Origin of the sequence: Sphingomonas sp. LY29, assembly GCF_035593985.1 — a bacterium.
Lineage (GTDB): Bacteria > Pseudomonadota > Alphaproteobacteria > Sphingomonadales > Sphingomonadaceae > Sphingomicrobium.
This window is the reverse complement of sequence record NZ_CP141587.1, coordinates 1,727,873-1,746,061: the sequence shown is the minus strand read 5'-3', so window position 1 is coordinate 1,746,061 and position 18,189 is coordinate 1,727,873. Positions and strand designations below refer to the sequence as shown.

The window sequence follows — 18,189 nt, the reverse complement described above, 5'->3', positions numbered from 1 at the left end:
CGGCTGGAACGGGGTACCAATGTTCGAGATCGATATCGTCGTGAACGACGACCAGGACAATCCATTCGCAGGTGAACGCAAGAGCCCGGTGGGGCATCTGGCGCTGATCGGCAATGCGCTTCCGCGGCGCTGCGGCCTCGCCACCTTCACAAGCCATGTCGCCGATGCTCTTCGCGCCCGTTTCCCTTCGATGCGCCTCGACCATTATGCCATGGATGACGGATCGGACGTGACCTATCCCGACGACATCCGCACGATCGATGCCGGTTCATCCGAAGCCTATCTCGACGCGGCCGCCGCGATCGAAGCCAGTGGCGCCGATGCGATCTGGCTTCAGCACGAATATGGCATCTTCGGCGGGATGGCCGGATCGCACATCATGGAACTGCTCGGCGCGACCGACCTTCCGCTCATCCTGACGTTCCACACCGTTCTGGAATCGCCTTCGTCGGAAGAGGAAGCGGTCCTCCGCCGCCTGCTCGCGCGCGCCGATCACGTCATCGTCATGGCCGACCAGGGCCGCGCCATCCTGAAGCGTCGCTACGGCGCCGATCTTCGCCGCGTGTCGGTCATTCCGCACGGCGTGCCCGACCGGCCGAAGAGCCGCCCCGACGACCGCAAGGCCGCATTTGGTTGGGAAGGGCGCCGCGTCCTGATGACGTTCGGCCTGCTCGCCCCCGACAAGGGCATTCGCCACATGATCGAGGCGATGCCCGCGATCGTCGCCGCCTACCCCGACGTGCTGTACGAAGTCGTCGGCGCGACGCACCCGAATCTGATCAAGCATGAAGGCGAGCAGCATCGCCAGTCGCTGGTGGACCGCGCTGCGGAACTCGGCGTTGCCGACAACGTCCGCTTCGTCGATGCCTTCGTCGAGCAGGAAGAATTGCTCGACATGCTCCAGGCCGCCGACGTCTACGTCACGCCCTACCTTAACATGGCGCAGGTCACGTCGGGCACGCTGAGCTACGCCGTGTCGGTCGGAATGCCGGTTGTGTCGACGCCCTATGTCCATGCCAAAGAGTTGCTCGGCGACGGGACCGGCGTGATCGTTCCCAAAGCGGACAGCGAGGCGCTTGCGACCGCGATCATCGACCTGCTGTCGGATGACGAGCGCCGCGCGAGTATCGCCGACGCCGCCTACAAGGCTGGCCGCTCGATGCTGTGGCCGCGCGTGGTCGAACGCGCGCTGAGCCCGCTCGCCGGTTACCGCCGCCCCGAACCTGCGCAGGTGGGCGAACGCCCGGTGCCGACCATCCCGCTCGACGCCATCCGCCGCATGAGCGACGGGGTCGGCATGCTTCAGCACGGCGTGTTCGGGATTGCCGACCGCCACCATGGCTATTGCATCGACGACAACGCCCGCGCGCTGTTGGCGATGGTGCTTCGTGGCAATGGCCCCGACGAGCAGCAGCTGGCCTCCAGCTATGCCGCTTTCGTCGATCATGGCTGGAACGCCGACACCGGTCGTTTCCGCAACTTCATGGGCTTCGACCGCCGCTGGCTTGAAGACGTCGGTTCCGACGACAGCAACGGCCGCACCTTGTGGGCGATCGGCCTGACCGCGGCGCGCGCGCCGTGGCATGGCATCCAGCAGTGGGCCGAGGCGATGTTCGACCGCGTCGCCCCGCATGTGCTCGAACTCGATTCTCCCCGCACCCGCGCGTTCGCGGCGCTCGGCGCGGACGAATATCTTGCGCTCAAGCCGGGGCATGACCTGTCGATCGAGTTGATGCGCCGTTGCGGCGAGCAGCTGCTTCGGTGCCACGCCGCGGCCTCGCGTCCCGACTGGAACTGGTTCGAGCCGGTCCTGTCCTACGACAACGCACGCCTGTCCGAAGCGCTGATCCGCGTCGGACGTCGCCTCGACGACGAGCGGATGCTGGACCTCGGGCTTTCGACGCTCGAATGGCTCGTCGACCACCAGACCGGGCCGCGCGGCGCGTTCCGTCCGGTCGGATCGAACGGCTTTGGCCGCGAATATGCCCCCTCGCTCGCCTTTGACCAGCAGCCGCTCGAAGCGGCAGCGACGATCGATGCGGCGGCGACCGCCTTTGCCGCCACCGGCGACGTTAAGTGGCGCACCGTCGCGCAACATGCCTTCGGCTGGTTCTTCGGTGACAATGACGCCGGCGCGCCGCTGGCCGACTTGACCGACGGCGGCTGTTACGACGGCCTGATGGCAAGCGGGATCAACCGCAACCAGGGCGCGGAGTCGATTCTGGCGCTTCAGCTCGCCGCTTTGACGATGCGAACCATGGGCAAGGGGCAAGTCCGGGCTGGACAGTCCGTTGGCAAGGCGACAGAAACGCCGCCTTCCCCGCTTTCCCCTGAGGTTCATGATTCAGTCCTGTCTCCATCCGCTCCGTTTGACGGCGGACCCTTCGCGGGTCGTCGTGCGCCCGTTCCATCTGGCGTGGCAGGGTAGCGACGGTCAGTCCAACCGCGCCCGGCGGTTGGTGGATTCGGTGCTGGCGCTCGATGACCGTTCGATCGGTCGCCAGCTTCAGGACGTCATGCGCGATTTCGAGCAGCGCCACTGGCAGACCCGTAAGGTCTTCCTGAAGCGCTTCCGGCAGATTTGCGCCCTGCTCGACCTCTCGCTCGAAGGCGTCGGCGACAAAAGGCAGCAGCTGATCGGCGCCTATTTCTGTCACGAATACAGCTATGCCGCGGCGGCGCTGATGAACCCCAGCATCGTCCCCCATCCCGACCAGACCGGACTCGACCGCCACACCATCCGCGTATTGATGTCGCTTCGCGCGGTCGGCGAAGGGCACATCAGCTCGATTGCGTTTCGCGAAGGCCTGGTGTCGGCCGACAGCAGCTTCGAACTCGCGCCCCAGCCGCCCTTCGCCACCGCGGCCGACGCGCCGGACCTCGACGGCATTTACAACGATGGCCCGATCACCGTCTTCCGGCAGGAGGACAGCAACATCTCGGGGACGGTGATCTTCCCGGTCACCCCGGCGCAATCCAATGGCCTCGAGGATCTTCGCCTCACCCATTTCACGCACGACGATGGTCGCCAGGAATATCTCGGCACCTACACCGCTTATTCGGGGCGCGACATTCGCTCGGAGCTGATGCGCACCGCCGACTTCCGCTCGATCGAGATGGTCCCAATGTCGGGCTCCGCCGCGCGTAATAAGGGCATGGCGCTCTTCCCCCGCAAGATCGGCGGGACCTACCGGATGATCGGGCGCCAGGACGGGCAGAACCTCTTCCTGCTCGAATCCGACGACCTGACCCGCTGGGACGAAGGCGTCCCGTTGATGACCCCGAAATATCCGTGGGAGTTCATCCAGATCGGCAATTGCGGCCCGCCGATCGAGATCGACGAGGGTTGGCTGTTGCTGACCCACGGCGTCGGCGCGATGCGCAAATATTCGATCGGCGCCGTTCTGCTCGACCGCGACGATCCGTCGAAGATTCTCGGCCGCACCGCGAATCCGATTATCGAGGCGGAGAATGAGGACCGCAACGGCTATGTCCCCAACGTGGTCTATACCTGCGGCGCGATGCGGGTCGGCGACCAGCTGTTCATGCCTTACGGCATCTCGGACAGCTCGGTCGGCTTTGCCTTCTTGCCGCTGAAGAACCTCGTCAACGCGATGGTGTGACGCTAGTCAGGCAGGCGGGTGAACGCTCGCCAGCCGCTCGGCGAGTTCGGCATTTCGGAACGGCTTGGTCAGGCGCGGCAGGTCGGCGGCGATGCCTTCGGCCTCGGCGTAACCCGACACGATCAGGACCGGGAACGCGGGCCGCTGCGCGCGCATCCGCCGCGCCAGCTCCTCGCCGCTCATCCCCGGCATGAGATGGTCGGTGACCAGGATATCGGGCGTGGCTCCCGCCTCGACCAGCTTCAGCGCCTCCTCGGCTGAGCCGGCTTCGACGACCTCGTAGCCAAGGTCGGCAAGCATGTCGGCGGTGCTCATCCGGACCAGTTCCTCGTCATCGACCAGCAACGCGGTTCCGCGTGCATTCGCGACCGACATCGCCGCAATCGGCACGCCTTCGCTGTCGACTTGGCTGCCACTGACGGGAAGCCACAGGTCGACGGTCGTCCCCTCGCCCGGCACACTCCGGATAGTCAGCGCGCCGCCAAGCTGCGCGGCGAGGCCATGCGCCATCGACAGGCCAAGCCCCGTTCCCTTGCCGATCCCCTTGGTCGAGAAGAAAGGCTCGATCGCGCGCCGCCGTGTCTCCTCGTCCATGCCCATGCCATTGTCGCCGACCGACAGCCGGACATAGGCGCCCGGCGCAAGCCCATCGCCATGGTCGGCATTGACCGTTTCGCGCACCGCCGAGATCGACAGTTCGCCACCGCCCGGCATTGCATCGCGCGCGTTCACGCCAAGATTAAGGATCGCCATTTCGAGCTGGTTGGGATCGGCGCGCGCGGGCGGAAGATTGTCGGCAATGCCGATCCGAACGTCGATCGTCGGACCCAACGTGCTGCCGATCAGCCCGGTCATTCCATCAACCAGCGACCGGAGGTCGACCGCAGTCGGCTGCAGCGGCTGGCGCCTCGCGAAAGCCAGCAGTCGCTGGACGAGCGTCTTGGCGCGTTCGGCCGACTGAAGCGCGCCGTCGATCAGGCGCCGCTCGCGCTCGCTGCCGAGCCCGCGGCGAAGCAGCATGTCGAGCGAGCCGATGATCGGGGTCAGCAGATTGTTAAAATCATGCGCCACCCCGCCGGTCAGCTGGCCCATCGATTCCAGCTTCTGCGACTGGCGAAGCGCTTCCTGAGTCTGAAGCAATTCGGCCTCGCGCGCGCGATCGTCCGACAGGTCGCGGCCGACCGCGATGAAGTTGGCGCCGCCGGGTTCGGGCGACACCGTCCAGCCGATCGGGGTCCAGCGGCCATCGGCGGTCGCAATCCGGTTCTGGAACCGCGTCGGCTGCTGGGTCCGGCCCATCTCCTCGATCGCGGCCAGTGTCACGGCCATATCCTCGGGATGCATGAAATCCGAATAGGGCGTGGCCAGAAGATGGTCTTCCGACCAGCCCAGAACCGCCGTCCACGCAGGATTGACCGCAGACATGTGCCCTTCGAAATTGGCACGCGCGAGCATGTCTTCGGACAGGGTCCAAAGCCGGTTTCGCTCCGACGCCTCGGCTTCGCGCCGCGTGCGCTCGGCCAGGATCTGCTCGGTGGTTTCGGTACAGGGACAGAACAGGCCTGCAATCGCGCCACTTTCGTCGCGCACCGGCGTGTAGGAAAAGGCGAAGTGCGCCTCCTTCGGGCGACCGGGCCGGTCGAGCGACAGCCGCAAGTCGTTCATGTGCACCGGCTCTCCCGCGCGCACCTGTTCGATCAACGGGGTGAGATCCTCCCGCACTTCATGCCACACGTCGAGAAACGCCTGGCCCAGCGCGGCAGGGTGGCGGTCGGCGAGCATTGGCGCGTAGCGGTCGTTGTAGAGCAGGCGATGGTCCGGGCCCCAGCCGACGAACATCGGCTGGTCCGCCGACAGCATTACGCCGACCAGCGTTTTGAGCGGCTGCGGCCAGGATTGCGGCGGCCCCAGCGGCGTCGCCGACCAGTCCATCGCCCGGATCAGCGCCCCGGCTTCCCCACCGCCGGCCAGGAAGTTCAGGTCTTCACTCGCTCCGCTCGTCCGTACGCCATCGCTCATCCGTCACTACTTTCGCCATTCCGCCAAATAGTAGCGCGACTTAGCCCGCCCCGCTAGCGGCGGCGCAAGGCGATCGGATCGGGATTGGGTGGACGACCGATCAGGCTACAGCAGCCAGTCCGTCGGCAGGGGCGAACGCCAATCGATCCCGTTCTCGAACACGAACATTCCGACGCCGACGTCGCTCGGCTGCGACAGGGAGGTGAACACCACTTGTCCAGAAAGCGACGCGCCGCCGACGTTTCGGAATTGCGACAGGTCGAGCTGCAGGCCTTCCGCCGTGCTGGTCATCGCGCCCATGACGTCCGCAAAATCGAGGACTTGGCCATTGAGGTCGCGCAGGTTGGACAGGTCGAGGCGGTCACCTTCGGCCAAGTTGAAATCGCTCACGCGAATGTTGGCAAAGGTGCCGACCGCGGCGGAGATGACCAACGTATCCGCGCCGGCGCCCAAGTTCACGAACAGCAGGTTCGACGCGGCCGCGACAGGATCGTCCAGAAGCGCGACGAGAACATCATTGCCTTCATGTCCGGACAGACTGCCGTTGGCCCGATCGACCAAAAGGTCGTCGCCCGCATCCCCGCGCAAGCTGTCGTAGCCTGCACCGCCGACCAGGATGTCATTCCCCGGCCCGCCCATCAGGATGTCGAAACGTCCGTCGGTACCGGTGCCGCCGCCATAAATCCGGTCGTCACCGTTATATCCGCGCAAGACGTTGGCTTCGTCATTGCCGATGATGATATCGTTCGCTTCGCCGCCGATCGCGTTTTCGATGCGCTGGAAAGTCACGGCGATCCCGTCGTTGCTTCGCGCCTCGCCACGAACGAGATCGATTGACACGGCCGTTTCACTCAGAAGCCACAGCGTGTCGTTCCCGCCACCTCCGTCGAGCGTGTTGGTGCCGCTCCGAACCACGAAGCGGTCGTCGCCGTCTCCAAGTCTGACGAACGCGGGGCCGGTCGACGTGTTGATATCGAACTCGACGTCGGCGTCGCCCAGGATCGTCGCATTGACGGTGCTTTTCGTCATGCTGAAGAAGAGACGGCCGCCGCCGGTAAAGGTGGCGGAGATTTCCTGATGCCCGCTACCCAGCTGGAAGCCGGCATAGCCGTCGCTAGTGGTTTTAAACTCCCCACGAAGGTTGTGGCTTCCCGAAGCAAAATAGGAGAATGCGCTTCCGCCCTGTCCGATCACGTTGACCGTACCGGGGATCAGCCCGAACGTCGTCATCGGGAGAACCGACAAATATTCGATGCTCGTCAGCGACGCCTTGATCGCCCCCGTCGCACGGTCGAGCAGATACGTGTTTCCGTCCGAGGCGACGACCACGTCCCCGGCGAAGCTGCTGGACACCGTGTCCTGCCCGGAGCCGCCGTTCAGGATCGCTCGAGCATCTCCGACCATGTCGCGGATAATGAATTGATCGCCGTCCGCTCCGCCAAATGCCTCGCCGCCCCGATCCCCCAGGATCAGGATGTCGGAGCCCTCGTCGCCGTAGAGACGATCGATCGCGCTGGCGTCGGCAGGTTCAAAGGTGAAAGCGCTGACCACGTCGTCGCCGGCACCGCCATGAAGATCGTCGCCGCCCCCGCGCCCGAAAATCTGATCTGACCCAGCCCCACCGTAGACCGTGTCGCGGCCGCCATCCAGATCGACGAAATCGTTTCCGCTGCCCAGGAAGAATCGCTCCACCGATTCGAAGCTATCGACCTTGTCGCCGACCTGAAGCCGACCGCCGATAACCGTCCGGGTGATCGTCACGGGTCCTGCCAATTCCGACGTGTCGAGGGTGTCGATCCCGTCACCGCCAAGGTAGCGATCGTTGCCAGCCGTCGCGACGAACAGATCATTGCCGCCCCGGCCAGCAATGACATCGTTGCCCGCCGCACCTCTCAACTGGTCGTCGCCCGACGTGCCGATCAACGTCGCGAAAAAGCGTCCTTCAGCCAAACCGTGCTGAACGTAATGCAGCGCCAGCGCCGCAGGATTTCCGCCTGTGGCCGCATCGACGTCGGGATTTGCCGCGGCATAGGCGACGGCATCGAACGACGCCGATCGTCCTTCAGAAAAGCCATATTCGACGAAATGCTTCGCGAGCGCTTGCCGATCGGCGCCATAGGCTCGAATCAGATCGGGATAGGTCGCGGCATAGACGATCGGGTCGAAGGTGATTGCGCGACCCTCGGCGATTCCTTGATCAAGGTAATGCCGCGTACTCGCGACCACGTCGGTTCCGAACGCGCGCAACAGATCGGCATGGCTCGCGACGTAGGAAAGCGCATCGAAGGTCATCGTCCGGCCTTGCGCCGCGCCAACCTCTACATAATGACGGGCAAGGGCCTCCGGATTCGAACCGAGCGCCCGGTAGACATCCGGATGACTCGCCGCATATCGCAGCGAATCGAAGCTGAGCGTCCGGCCTTCGGCGAAACCCGATCGGACATAATGCTGCGTCAGGGCCTGGACATCGGAGCCCATCGCGATCCGCAAATCGCCGTAGCTGGCGGCATATTGATAAGCGCCGAACGTCGTCGTTCGGCCTTCTGCAAAACCGAACTGAAGATAGTGAAGCGACAAGGCGCGCGCATCGGTCCCGAAGGCACGGAGCAAGTCGCCATTCGCCGCGGAATAGGCAATCGGATCGAACCGGAAGGGATCCCGCCCTTCGGCACGCCCGAACATCTCATAATGATTGCGGGCAGCGACTTCGTCGGTCCCGAATGCGGCGATCAGGTCCGGATATCCCGCCAAATACCGCAACGCGTCAAAGTCATTCGCCACAACAACACCCCCACTCCCAAGCAAGTCACGAGTATCGCTGAATAACCCCTATTTCCAGTGCCTTCGTCACAGACCTACGGCAACAAAAATCCGTCCGCGCACGCGTCCTGAGTCTGGCCGTACCGCGACGATGGAAACTGGCGGAGCGGGAGGGATTCGAACTTCGCCTCCGTAGGGGGCGCCCAAAGCAGGTCCAACCCTAACGAAGTCCCTAAAAGCGGCTTTCCGCAGAGCGCTTGGGCCCGCTCGGACCCACTCCTTCTATCCGGTTATCAACGCAGGAAGCTTCGCCTTCCAATCGCTGAAAAGGACTACGGCTGCCTCATATTCCACATTCTTCGCGCCCATTGGAAGTTCGCCCGCCTTGGCAGCGGCGGCTTTACCGAACTTTTTGGAAAGCATCTCAAGCAGTTCGCGTTTGTATTCTGTATCGAGATTGCCAGCCAACTGATCGCCCTTGGATTCGACCGCGACAATCCGCTCTCCCGACTCATCCCGCAAAGCAGCGAAAATGAAATCGGGATAGACATTACCGCGCCGCCAGCCGCGAAGCGCATAACTGCCTCGATCCGTGCCGTTACGGTGCCACCATTTGATGACGGCTTGCGCATCAAGATAGACGGCAACCTGCTTTTCATCATCGTTCAGGTCGCTGGCATAGACGGGCAGGAATAGGCTACGCCCCAATGCACCGCCAGTGCCGCTCAACACCTGTGGTGCAGCTTCAGCTGCTGCTGTCCAAATATGATCCGGGGCCGTCCAGTCGCCCCCGTCGCCTCGTACCCGGAATTCAATTTGACCGTTGTTGAGCCGTTCACGGAACACCGCTGCCGCCTGTTCTTCGCGCCAACGGCTGAGCACCTTGCGCAGCTCATCAATGATAAACCCGGACATGCGCCCTATCATGTCAGATGCAAAGCCGCGGCCGGTGAGCCGGTCCAATACCTGTTGAACCAGTGCCCGCGCTACGTAGGGATTGGGCACAATATCATTGACCATGCGCACGGCGTGTGGCGCGTTGAAGCACCGGGCTTCCTCTACTGCCACTGCGTCTTCGGTAACAAAATCCGCATCCTCGCCCGTGCGCAATCGGACCACTTGAGTTTCGGCGGCATGCGCTCCTTCGGGGAGGGCGTTAGCGAAACTCTCCAAATCGCACGCCGCCCAATCAATCGCCGGAAATAGGTCGTTTTCAGCGTCTAACAAACGCGCGTCTCGCCCCGGTTCAATCCAAAGCACTTGCGGCAACGCAATGTCCGTCGTGCGAAATGAGTCTCGCCGTTGAATTTGGCGCTTCGCAACACTGGTCGCGCCGCGGTTCGAAAGCTTAACGTCCTGAACAAGGTCGCTAAGGCCGTCGCTCGACAAACCTTTCTTGATCGCTGCAACAACTGCCGCCGTTTCAGCTCGGTGCGTGAATACATAGGCTTCGTCCAGCGACACGCCTGTCGCCCTGTCGTCAACTTCGGTGCGGACCGCGTTCGGCTGGCGCAAAATGCGTCCCACAAGTTGCGTCATCGCACTTTCGTTGCCCGTAGCAGCCAAGGAACACAGGACATACGCGATGGGGCAATCCCACCCTTCGGCAAGCGCGGCTTTCGTAATAATGACCCGGACCCGGCACATAGGGGACAGCAAATCGCGGTTCTCGGGCTTGTCCAGGTCGTTCGTTTCGGCCGTCTTCAGTGCGACCTCTGCTTCGTCAAGTCCGGCTGCCAACAGCCACGCTTTCACGTCATCGGCGTGAATGTAGCCCGAGTCACGCTGTTCGGCGCCGGTACGTTCCGCCTGAACCAACAGGATCGGTCGAATGTAGTAGCCGCCGTCACTGCGATATGCCTTTGCCGCAGCGTCCAGCGCGTTCAGCTTGTCGAGCGCCGCACGCACGGTACCCTTCCAGCTATCGTCCGCCATCGGCACGATGTTCAGGGGCATTTTAATCATGCCCTCCTGTTCCAATTCGCGGCCGGTGATTTCGACCAGCACATTAGCCTTGCGTTCAGGAGAAGCGGGGCGGGCTGCCGTTGCGGCTTGTGTCGCGACATCCCTTGGTGTCGCGCTCAGTTCCAGCACGAAAAGCGGATTAAAGTCATAGAGCGTGCGGAACGCCAAGTCTGAGATGGCGCGATGCCCTTCATCCATGATGACCACAGGCCGAATGATGCGCAAAGCATTTCCGACGCTGTCTTTGACCATAGGCCAAGCTGGGCCGCTGCCAGCGAGGTCGTAAATCGACAAGTTGGGAACGGCATTCAGCAACGCCTTGTGCGCGGCCTGCTCCCCTTCGCTCGGCGTGAAGCCGTGAACATCGCCACGGTCGCGAAATAAGCGCAAAGATTCCTGATTTTCGCGGTTAGACGATTGCAGCATCAACACCATGACGCACAGATTGGCGTCTACATTGGCGCGACTAAATGGGTCGCCCTTTTCCATAATAATGACGCGGCCAGCCGCGACACGGTCAAGCGTCTGGCGATAGGGATGCTGGCGGTCGCGCAAGTGCTTGAGCGTTTGGGTGTAGATCGCTTCGTTGGGCACGATCCACAGCACGAAGCCGGTATTGGTCGAAAGGTAGCGGCCGAAAATGCGGGAAATTGCCGCGCAGGCAAGATAGGTCTTTCCACCCCCCGTAGGCACCTTGAGCGTCGCATTGGGCACCGGCTGGCCATTGCCCGCCTTTCTCGGCGAATAAGGGAAATGACTTCGGGACTGAGGAAGGCGCCCTTCGTCTTTCATCCGTTCCCATGCCTTCGCCGGAAAATCGGGGATGGGAAATTCAACGCCGGGATGAGCGGCACGGATTACTTCTAACTGATCAGCATTGACTTTCTCATCGCTAAGGGCGGCAAGAAAGGCGTCCAGCACATCGAGCGCACGCGTCTGATAATTGAGTTCGCGGAACGCCACGGTTTAGGCCGTCTCTACGCGGTAGAGCGCGAAGGGAAGGGGTGCGTATTCAACGAGTAACCGTTCATGAGCCAACACTTCGCGGGACACGAATTTAGCTGGCGCAAATACAAGATGGTCCCCCGGCGCAGTGGCAGCGATGGCCCGGGCACGCGATAGCGTTAGCGCAGCGTCCGCGGACTTCAACCATGCCAGATCCGGACGGTAAATTAGCCAAAGGTGCCTTCCGCTCACCTCGCCAAGCTGCATGACCCCTTCTCCGATTGCTGGGGCCGGCGTGAGCGCACCAGTATGAAACGCTTGCGCCGTGGCAGTGTGAAAAAGAAGGGCGGCGATTGCATCGACAGCGGGCAAATCTTCGCCCGTAAGCAGTCCGTCCATGTCGATAGGATCTCCAAGGGTGCAGTAGGTAAACTCACCGCCCAGACCTTGGGATTGCTCCTCGATATCTCTTTCGCCTGTGACGATGAGCGAGCCATCCTTCACGGTTTTTGAAATCCGATCATATTTGGGCCCGTCGAGCGTCTCAATTCCTTGGATGCGCTCCATAATCGACGCAGCATTGCGAAGCTTTGTAAAGGTCAGCTTCTCACGCAAAAGCTCGTCTTTCTCCGTTCCCGCGTAGGTATATCCGCGAATTACTCGGCGCACCCTCTCCGCGGTGAGGCTGTCGGCGTAATCCTCCCCTTCGACTAAAATGAAACGCCGATTCGCTCCGTCTCTTGCGTTCGCTGCGAGAACCGCGTGGGCAGTCGTTCCAGACCCTGCAAATGAGTCTAGTATCAAGCCATCCTTGGGTACTGCCAGTTCAATTATTCGAGACAAAAGCCGAACGGGCTTGGGATAGTCAAAGTCCTCGTCGTGCAGAATATTGAGTATTTCTTTTTTTGCCTCTTGGTTGCTGCCCACTTCTTCGTGAGGCCACCACGTCCAACTGCTAATGCCCTCAGACTCACTCAGATAGGTTTTAACGCGCGGTCGCGCATCACCGCTTACGCCGAACCAAATTCTCCCCTCTTCCTTCAGCCTCAAATACTCCGGTTCGAGCATAGCCCAGCAGCGTCCCCGAGGAGCAGGAACCCACTCTCCGTTTGCCAACTGAATTCGGTACTGTTGATCGCGTCGCTTGGTCGGATCCGGATTCTGGCCAGTCATATCGCTGGACACCCAGGGCCCTCTCGGGTCGTTATCGGGGTTTGAGAACTCCCCTTCTTGCTCGTCCGTTCGGCCTAGTTTCGCCAACTCGGACTTACTGCCAAGCTTCTTGAAAACGAGAACTGTATCGTATGCAGGACCCAAACGCTTTCGGGCTTCGGGAGACGTCCGCTTTTGCCAAGCGATGTTGGCGACGAAGGCCCCTTCGCCAAAGATCTCATCCAAAATACAACGAAAATGCTGAACTTCATTGTGATCGATGCTGGCAAAGAAGAATCCACCTTCCGCTAACAGCTTATGTAAAAGGCGAAGTCGCGGCCACATCATGCAAGCCCACTTGTCGTGCCTTAGGCCGTCATCAAGGCCGATTGGGTTCTCACTCAACCACTCCTTTATCATCGGAGAGTTTACGTTGTCGTTGTAGCGCCAGCCCTCGTTGCCGGTATTGTATGGAGGATCAATAAAGATGCAGTCCACGTTTCCCGCGTGCGTCGGCAGCAACGCCTTCAATGCGTGCAAATTGTCGCCATGAATGATCAGGTTGCCGCCCAAGCCCGGCTTGCCGACGCCCTTGTCGCTGTGAATTTCCAATGGCCTGAAGGGCACCGTTAAATGGTGATTGAATACAAATTCTTTGCCCTTGAAATTCAATTCCGGCACGCACTCACTCCCTGATTGTTCGGATGGCTTAGCAGGCGTGAGATTCCCGGCACAAGCATTGCAAACCTGAGCATTCCCATGCTTCAAGACGCTAGCCAAGAAGGAAGTTAGATAACGCCTATGAGCGCGGGGATTGTCTACGTTTTGTCAAACGCGGCGATGCCGGGTTACGTGAAGATTGGACTCACGCAAAAAAATGACGTGATGGACCGAGTGCGGCAGCTTGATAACACCTCAGTTCCGGTGCCTTTTGAGTGCGTTTTCGCTGCCCGAGTCCCCGACTGCCGAAGGCTGGAACGAACGCTTCACTTTGTATTTGGCGAAAGCCGGGCGAGAAGAAGTCGCGAGTTCTTCACGATCAATGCGGACTTAGCGAAGGCCATAATTGAGTTGGTGGCCGAGCAAGAAATCGCTTTCACTGACGTAGAGCAGGCCATTGACGCAGGTGAGCGCAAGGAGATCGAAGAGCATCGCAAGCGGCGCGAGGTTCGAACGTTTCCTAGCTTAAGCATTCCAATTGGCAGCGAGCTGACGTTCACCAAAGACGAAAACCTAACGTGCGTGGTTTCGGGAGCGAGGAAGGTCACATTTCGAGGTGAGCAGCTTAGCCCGTCCGCGGCTGCGCTAAATATCATCAACGAGATGGGCTATGATTGGAAAAAAGTGAGTGGAATGGAATATTGGGCCTTCAATGGGGTTAGGCTCAGCGAGATTGGCGTCCTAGACGAACCGCGGGACAATGGGATCCTTTAGTAAACCCACACGCACATCCCAATATGACGCGTTTATACGCACAACGCCGAAACCTCACGCGTTGAGGATGCGGGCGACGACGGCCTTAACAGTATCCGCCGCACCAATCCTAAGGCCTTGGGAGCGGGGCCCGGTCCGGCGCGGCGGAATCGAATGAGAGAATGCTTGCGGCCGCAGTTCCGGCATCAACCGTCATACTGCCGCCATCCGGCAATGGGTCTCTCCAATCCTTCATTGCTTTGAGCGCCAAGCCCACGCGAGCCTCAGCGCGAGCAAAAGCACGCCGATCGTACTCAAGGACGTCGAACGCCATTGCAAATGCGGCCATTTCTCGAACGCCCGCGAGGGCCGCGGCGTAGGTCGCGGCACGAGCCCCGCGTTCACGCATGAGCGCCGCCCGGATTTTCTCGTGTGAGGTCATGCTGCCCTCCGCTGGCGTGCGTCGATGATGCCAACTGGTCGGCGGCCAACGGCGGCCGCAATGAACTCAAGGCAAGGCATTGCCATGCAATGCTTGGAAGCGACGGCCTCCAAGTCAGCCCGGAGCGCTTCGGGAAGCACTGATGCGCGCGGCACCGGCAAAACTGTCCATCCAAGGACTCCCAAGGTGGCTTCAATCGTATCAAGTCCCGGACGGTTGTTTTTTCGATAGGCCTTCACTGTCGAGCGAAGCACACCGGCCTTATACTCAAGTTCGTCATATGTGACTCCCTGGCGGCGCATCTCCGCAAAGAGCGCCTTGGCAAGCGGGTGGGCGTGCTCGGGAACCGTTATTTTTGACGCCCGCTTCTTGGGCGCGATTTGATATGCCATGCACCCAAGAATTGGCTGAAAATAAGCGCCTGTCGGGGCCGGTTGGATGCCCTCGAGTTTGCCCGAGGGGTATCGGCGGTCGCTTGAACCGGTTCCTGGCCAGCTTGCCTCGCTGAAACCGCTACCAATCGTCAGACCATGATGGCGCGCTGAGGGTCAGTCAGATCTGCCCGGAATGACTTTATCCAAGTCTTAGCCATGGTCGAGAATGGCGAAGCATCGGCGGCCATCAAATTGATCTGGGCGATGGCACGTTCGGCGAGGGACTCGAGCCGCGATACGCTTTCGTCCACAGTCCTTCTTTCGGAGGCGTTGGCGCCGTTCACGGTGCGCAGCTTGTCGGCAGTTGCGTACAAGTTGATGACCGTGTCAGCCAAGAACTCCAAGCTGCGCAAGACGCGCGTGCGCTCCTGGACGAGAGCCAGCCTGTTGAGCCCGTAGATCTGGATGGAGACAGCCCCACGGACGCTGATGCCCGCGGCTCGCGCGGCATTTTCGACGGCAGCGGCATTTGGCGACAAGAGCGGTAAGTCTCCAGCGATCGTTCCATTCTCAGCAGCAGCAAAGACAACGCCTATGGGATCATCACGGTTGATGTAGAAGTTCAAATGGTCGCTTGGCACGTCCAGGCAGGGATCGAGAAGAATGGCTTTCTCGGCGGCCAAGAGCTGATCAACGTCGGCTGGGTCAGGCTCGGCAGTGACGCGCGTTCCCGAAATAGGAAAGCATGCTTGTTTGCCGGTTTTAATGCTTTCAAAGCCAGTGCGAGACACTTCCAAGATTCCGCCCAGACTGGCCATCGCAACAGGCGTTAGTTGATAGCGCCTGCGATTGCAGTCGATGCAGCTCGGCAGCAGATTGTGCCAACCCATGGCCAGCCACCAGTAGCCGATTTTGCCTTCGCCCTCGACTTCGTTCTTGGGCCGAAAGTGCTCAATATCGACGGGGCCAGTGATGTCGTAGCGTGTTTCGCAATACGCGCACTTGCAGAAAAACAGTTTCTCGAGCGCGTGCCGCACGTCGTCGCCCTTGTACGCCGCGAATTCGAACGACCTTTCTTTCGGCGGCACGGCATTGTGATGCTCGCGAGCTCGCATGAGCTCTCGCCCGCCAGCAGATTGTTCGCCTGACAGGCTTGCGGGATCGGCAACGGTCTTTCGGTCGACCTTGCGCATCAGCTTTGCCTCAGCGCGTCGAGGATCTTGTCTCGAGTCCGCTCGTGCAGTTCCGCCAAGCTGGTGGCGCGGGTCTGACGGCGTTCGATGAGATATTGCTCGACAGCTTCCTGGACCAGCCGTTCGACCAATGTCGATCCGACCGGCAGCGATCCGCCAATCTGCTCCCTGATGGTCGCCCGGACGCCTTCGAGCCGCTTGGCATCGACTTCGCTTAACTTTTCATCGTTAAGCTCTAGAGCGAGTAGGTCGCCGACACCCGCAAGCCCAGCTTCCGTGCTTGGCGCGTCGGTCGTGAACAATTGGAAGAGATCAGACGTCAGCAATTGCTCGATCGTGAGCGCTCCAATGGCAGGCAGGCTTTCTAGCTTGTCGACATATTCAGGCAGCTCGCCATCGAGTGGCGTGTCGCGCTGGAAGCGCCGCAAGACCATGACTTCCCCGCCCGACAGCCCACGCAGGCATAGAGGATCGTGCGTTGTCAGGATGAACGTCACGTTGGGGAGCGCTTGCCGAAGACCCTGGACGATACGCAGCTTCCAGCGTGGATGGAGATGCGCTTCGATCTCGTCGATTAAGACGACCGCTCGCGTTCTAGCGAGTGTCGCACTGGCAGACACTTGGGCTTTAATCATGCCACGAAGCACGTCGCAGATCATGCTGAGCACGGAGCGGAAGCCAGACGACACAGCGCGGAGCGGCGTGCGGATGATAAGCGGGTCCTGGCCATTCCGCTCGGTCTTCATGACAAGCAAGCATTCGCCGGACGTCTTATCGAATTCAATGCGGTCGAAGACTTGGTCAATGGCCAGGACGGAGCGGATAACACGTACGACTTCATCGAACACTGGCGTCCCGTTTAGGCCCGCAAGCCACTTTTCGGGATTGGGCAGAGCGTAATCGGGCTCGAACAATGAGCGTATGTGCGACGACGCTCTTCCTGACCTGTCGCCTTTGAGGAACAAGCGGAACGCGCCATACGCAAAGACTGGGATACGATGCTCTGGCGGTGGAGATGCGTCGCGCATGCCAGCGAAATTGACTGTCACATCCGCGCGCGTTTCGTTTTCGAAAGCGACGGAAATCGTGGAAGGCCGCGGCCGCAGGTGGCCCGACGCGCCCATGAACGAGGGATCGAGCATATATTTCTGAAAGTCGGGCAAGTCTTGCCGCGCCGAAGACGGGCTAAGCGCCAGAGCCATGGCTTCGAGGATGGAGCTTTTGCCCGCGGCATTTTCGCCAATGATCACCAAAGCGGGGGCCAGCGGCTCTTTGGTCTCGGACGACACTCGGTCGCTCGACTTGGGCACAACCACGTGAAGCTTCTCAAGCGCTTTGAAGTTCTCTATGAAAAATTCGGTGGGGCGGGCGTCGCCAATCGCCGCGAATTCTCGAACTTTCTGGGTGAGCTGGCTGGGGTTTTCTGCAAGGTTGGTGAGCGCGTCCATTACTCGCTTGGTGTAATCACGCCTGGTCATCAAACTGGTGAAGAAGCGCGCGATGCTTCGTTGCGACAGCGGCGCCCTCGTCCCGCTGCCAGCATCTAGAATGCGTGCGACTTGATAGAGCAATAGGTACCACGCACCGCCGTGCTCTAGTTCTCTGAACGCAAAGCAATCGTGCTCTTCATGCTCCTCGCCCTCGATGCTGAGTAGCCAGCCAACATATCTGTCAAATGCCTCGCGCCGTCGCGTGGCTAGCTCGCTGCGGCCCAAGTTAAAGTGCTGGATGGTCGCGTCGCCATTTTCCGACAGCGCGATCAGCTGACCATCGGGCAAAGCGGCCAGGTCTTTGCGTAAGTCGCGCTTTCCGCACGGGTCGATGAAGATGGGCGTTTCGCGAATGGCGCCGCGCCATGAACCAGCTGGCTCACGGATGTATGTCTCCAAAACTTTGCGTGACGGCAAGTCGCAGCGTTGGCCCCGGACCGGGAAAATGCTTTTCTCGAGCGGATGGCACGCATTGCAAATGGAGTAGATGTTCTGCCAGCTGTTGGTCAGCCAGGCATAATACAAGTGGCTTCGCGACGCGTATCGCAGCGGCGCAGAGCCAGACGGACCAGCCTCTTCCGTCGGGCGAAAGCGGTACATGATGGTCTCAGTGGACGTTTCGCAAAATGCGCAGCGGCCTTTGAAAAGCCGCTGCAGTGCCGAGTAGAGCTCTCCGTCTTGAACTGCCAGTTCACGCATGCTGAAGCGTCGCTGGGCAGTGTCTTGATCTCCGAGGAATAGGTCAGCCAACGCCTCTCTAAACTTGGTAGTGCGATGATCCGAAAGGCACGCGGGCGCCGGCTCGTCATTCCT

10 protein-coding genes are annotated in these 18,189 nt (G+C 60.8%); 3 read left to right on the top strand and 7 right to left on the bottom strand.

Going from position 1 to position 18,189, the window contains the following annotated elements:
• Positions 1-19: 19 nt before the first annotated feature.
• Positions 20-2,428: a glycosyltransferase family 4 protein gene (locus SH584_RS08855; protein WP_324806396.1), complete on the top strand. Its 2,409-nt coding sequence runs from the start codon at positions 20-22 to the stop codon at positions 2,426-2,428.
• On the top strand, positions 2,340-3,623 hold the full coding sequence (locus SH584_RS08850) for a glycoside hydrolase family 130 protein (RefSeq protein ID WP_322841576.1): 1,284 nt from the start codon (positions 2,340-2,342) through the stop codon (positions 3,621-3,623). The genes SH584_RS08855 and SH584_RS08850 overlap by 89 nt, the downstream gene beginning before the upstream one ends.
• A gap of 6 nt (positions 3,624-3,629) precedes the next feature.
• Here SH584_RS08850 and SH584_RS08845 read toward each other — a convergent pair whose 3' ends face one another.
• The 4 genes from SH584_RS08845 to SH584_RS08830 all read right to left on the bottom strand — a co-directional run bounded on the left by SH584_RS08845 (position 3,630) and on the right by SH584_RS08830 (position 13,145).
• Positions 3,630-5,642 carry a hybrid sensor histidine kinase/response regulator gene (locus SH584_RS08845; RefSeq protein ID WP_324806393.1) on the bottom strand — a complete coding sequence of 671 codons (2,013 nt, stop codon included), beginning with the start codon at positions 5,640-5,642 and terminating at the stop codon, positions 3,630-3,632.
• Positions 5,643-5,747: 105 nt separating this feature from the next.
• Positions 5,748-8,393, bottom strand: coding sequence for a calcium-binding protein (locus SH584_RS08840; protein ID WP_324806392.1), 2,646 nt, complete (start codon positions 8,391-8,393; stop codon positions 5,748-5,750).
• 291 nt (positions 8,394-8,684) lie between these two features.
• Complete coding sequence (locus SH584_RS08835; RefSeq protein ID WP_324806391.1) at positions 8,685-11,330, bottom strand: DEAD/DEAH box helicase; 2,646 nt, start codon at positions 11,328-11,330, stop codon at positions 8,685-8,687.
• A gap of 3 nt (positions 11,331-11,333) precedes the next feature.
• Positions 11,334-13,145 (bottom strand): site-specific DNA-methyltransferase, encoded by a 1,812-nt coding sequence (locus SH584_RS08830; protein WP_324806390.1) that lies wholly within the window; start codon positions 13,143-13,145, stop codon positions 11,334-11,336.
• A 120-nt stretch (positions 13,146-13,265) separates the two neighbouring features.
• Between SH584_RS08830 and SH584_RS08825 the strand changes: the two genes are divergently transcribed.
• Complete coding sequence (locus SH584_RS08825) at positions 13,266-13,898, top strand: GIY-YIG nuclease family protein (protein ID WP_324806389.1); 633 nt, start codon at positions 13,266-13,268, stop codon at positions 13,896-13,898.
• Between the two features lie 417 nt (positions 13,899-14,315).
• Here SH584_RS08825 and SH584_RS08820 read toward each other — a convergent pair whose 3' ends face one another.
• The 3 genes from SH584_RS08820 to SH584_RS08810 all read right to left on the bottom strand — a co-directional run bounded on the left by SH584_RS08820 (position 14,316) and on the right by SH584_RS08810 (position 18,075).
• A complete protein-coding gene (locus SH584_RS08820; RefSeq protein ID WP_324806387.1) occupies positions 14,316-14,711 on the bottom strand; it encodes a hypothetical protein in 396 nt (131 codons plus the stop codon).
• A 131-nt stretch (positions 14,712-14,842) separates the two neighbouring features.
• Entirely contained in the window at positions 14,843-15,886 is a 1,044-nt protein-coding gene (locus tag SH584_RS08815) for an HNH endonuclease family protein (RefSeq protein ID WP_324806385.1), read from the bottom strand.
• Complete coding sequence (locus SH584_RS08810; protein WP_324806384.1) at positions 15,886-18,075, bottom strand: AAA family ATPase; 2,190 nt, start codon at positions 18,073-18,075, stop codon at positions 15,886-15,888. The genes SH584_RS08815 and SH584_RS08810 overlap by 1 nt, the downstream gene beginning before the upstream one ends.
• Positions 18,076-18,189: the final 114 nt, after the last annotated feature.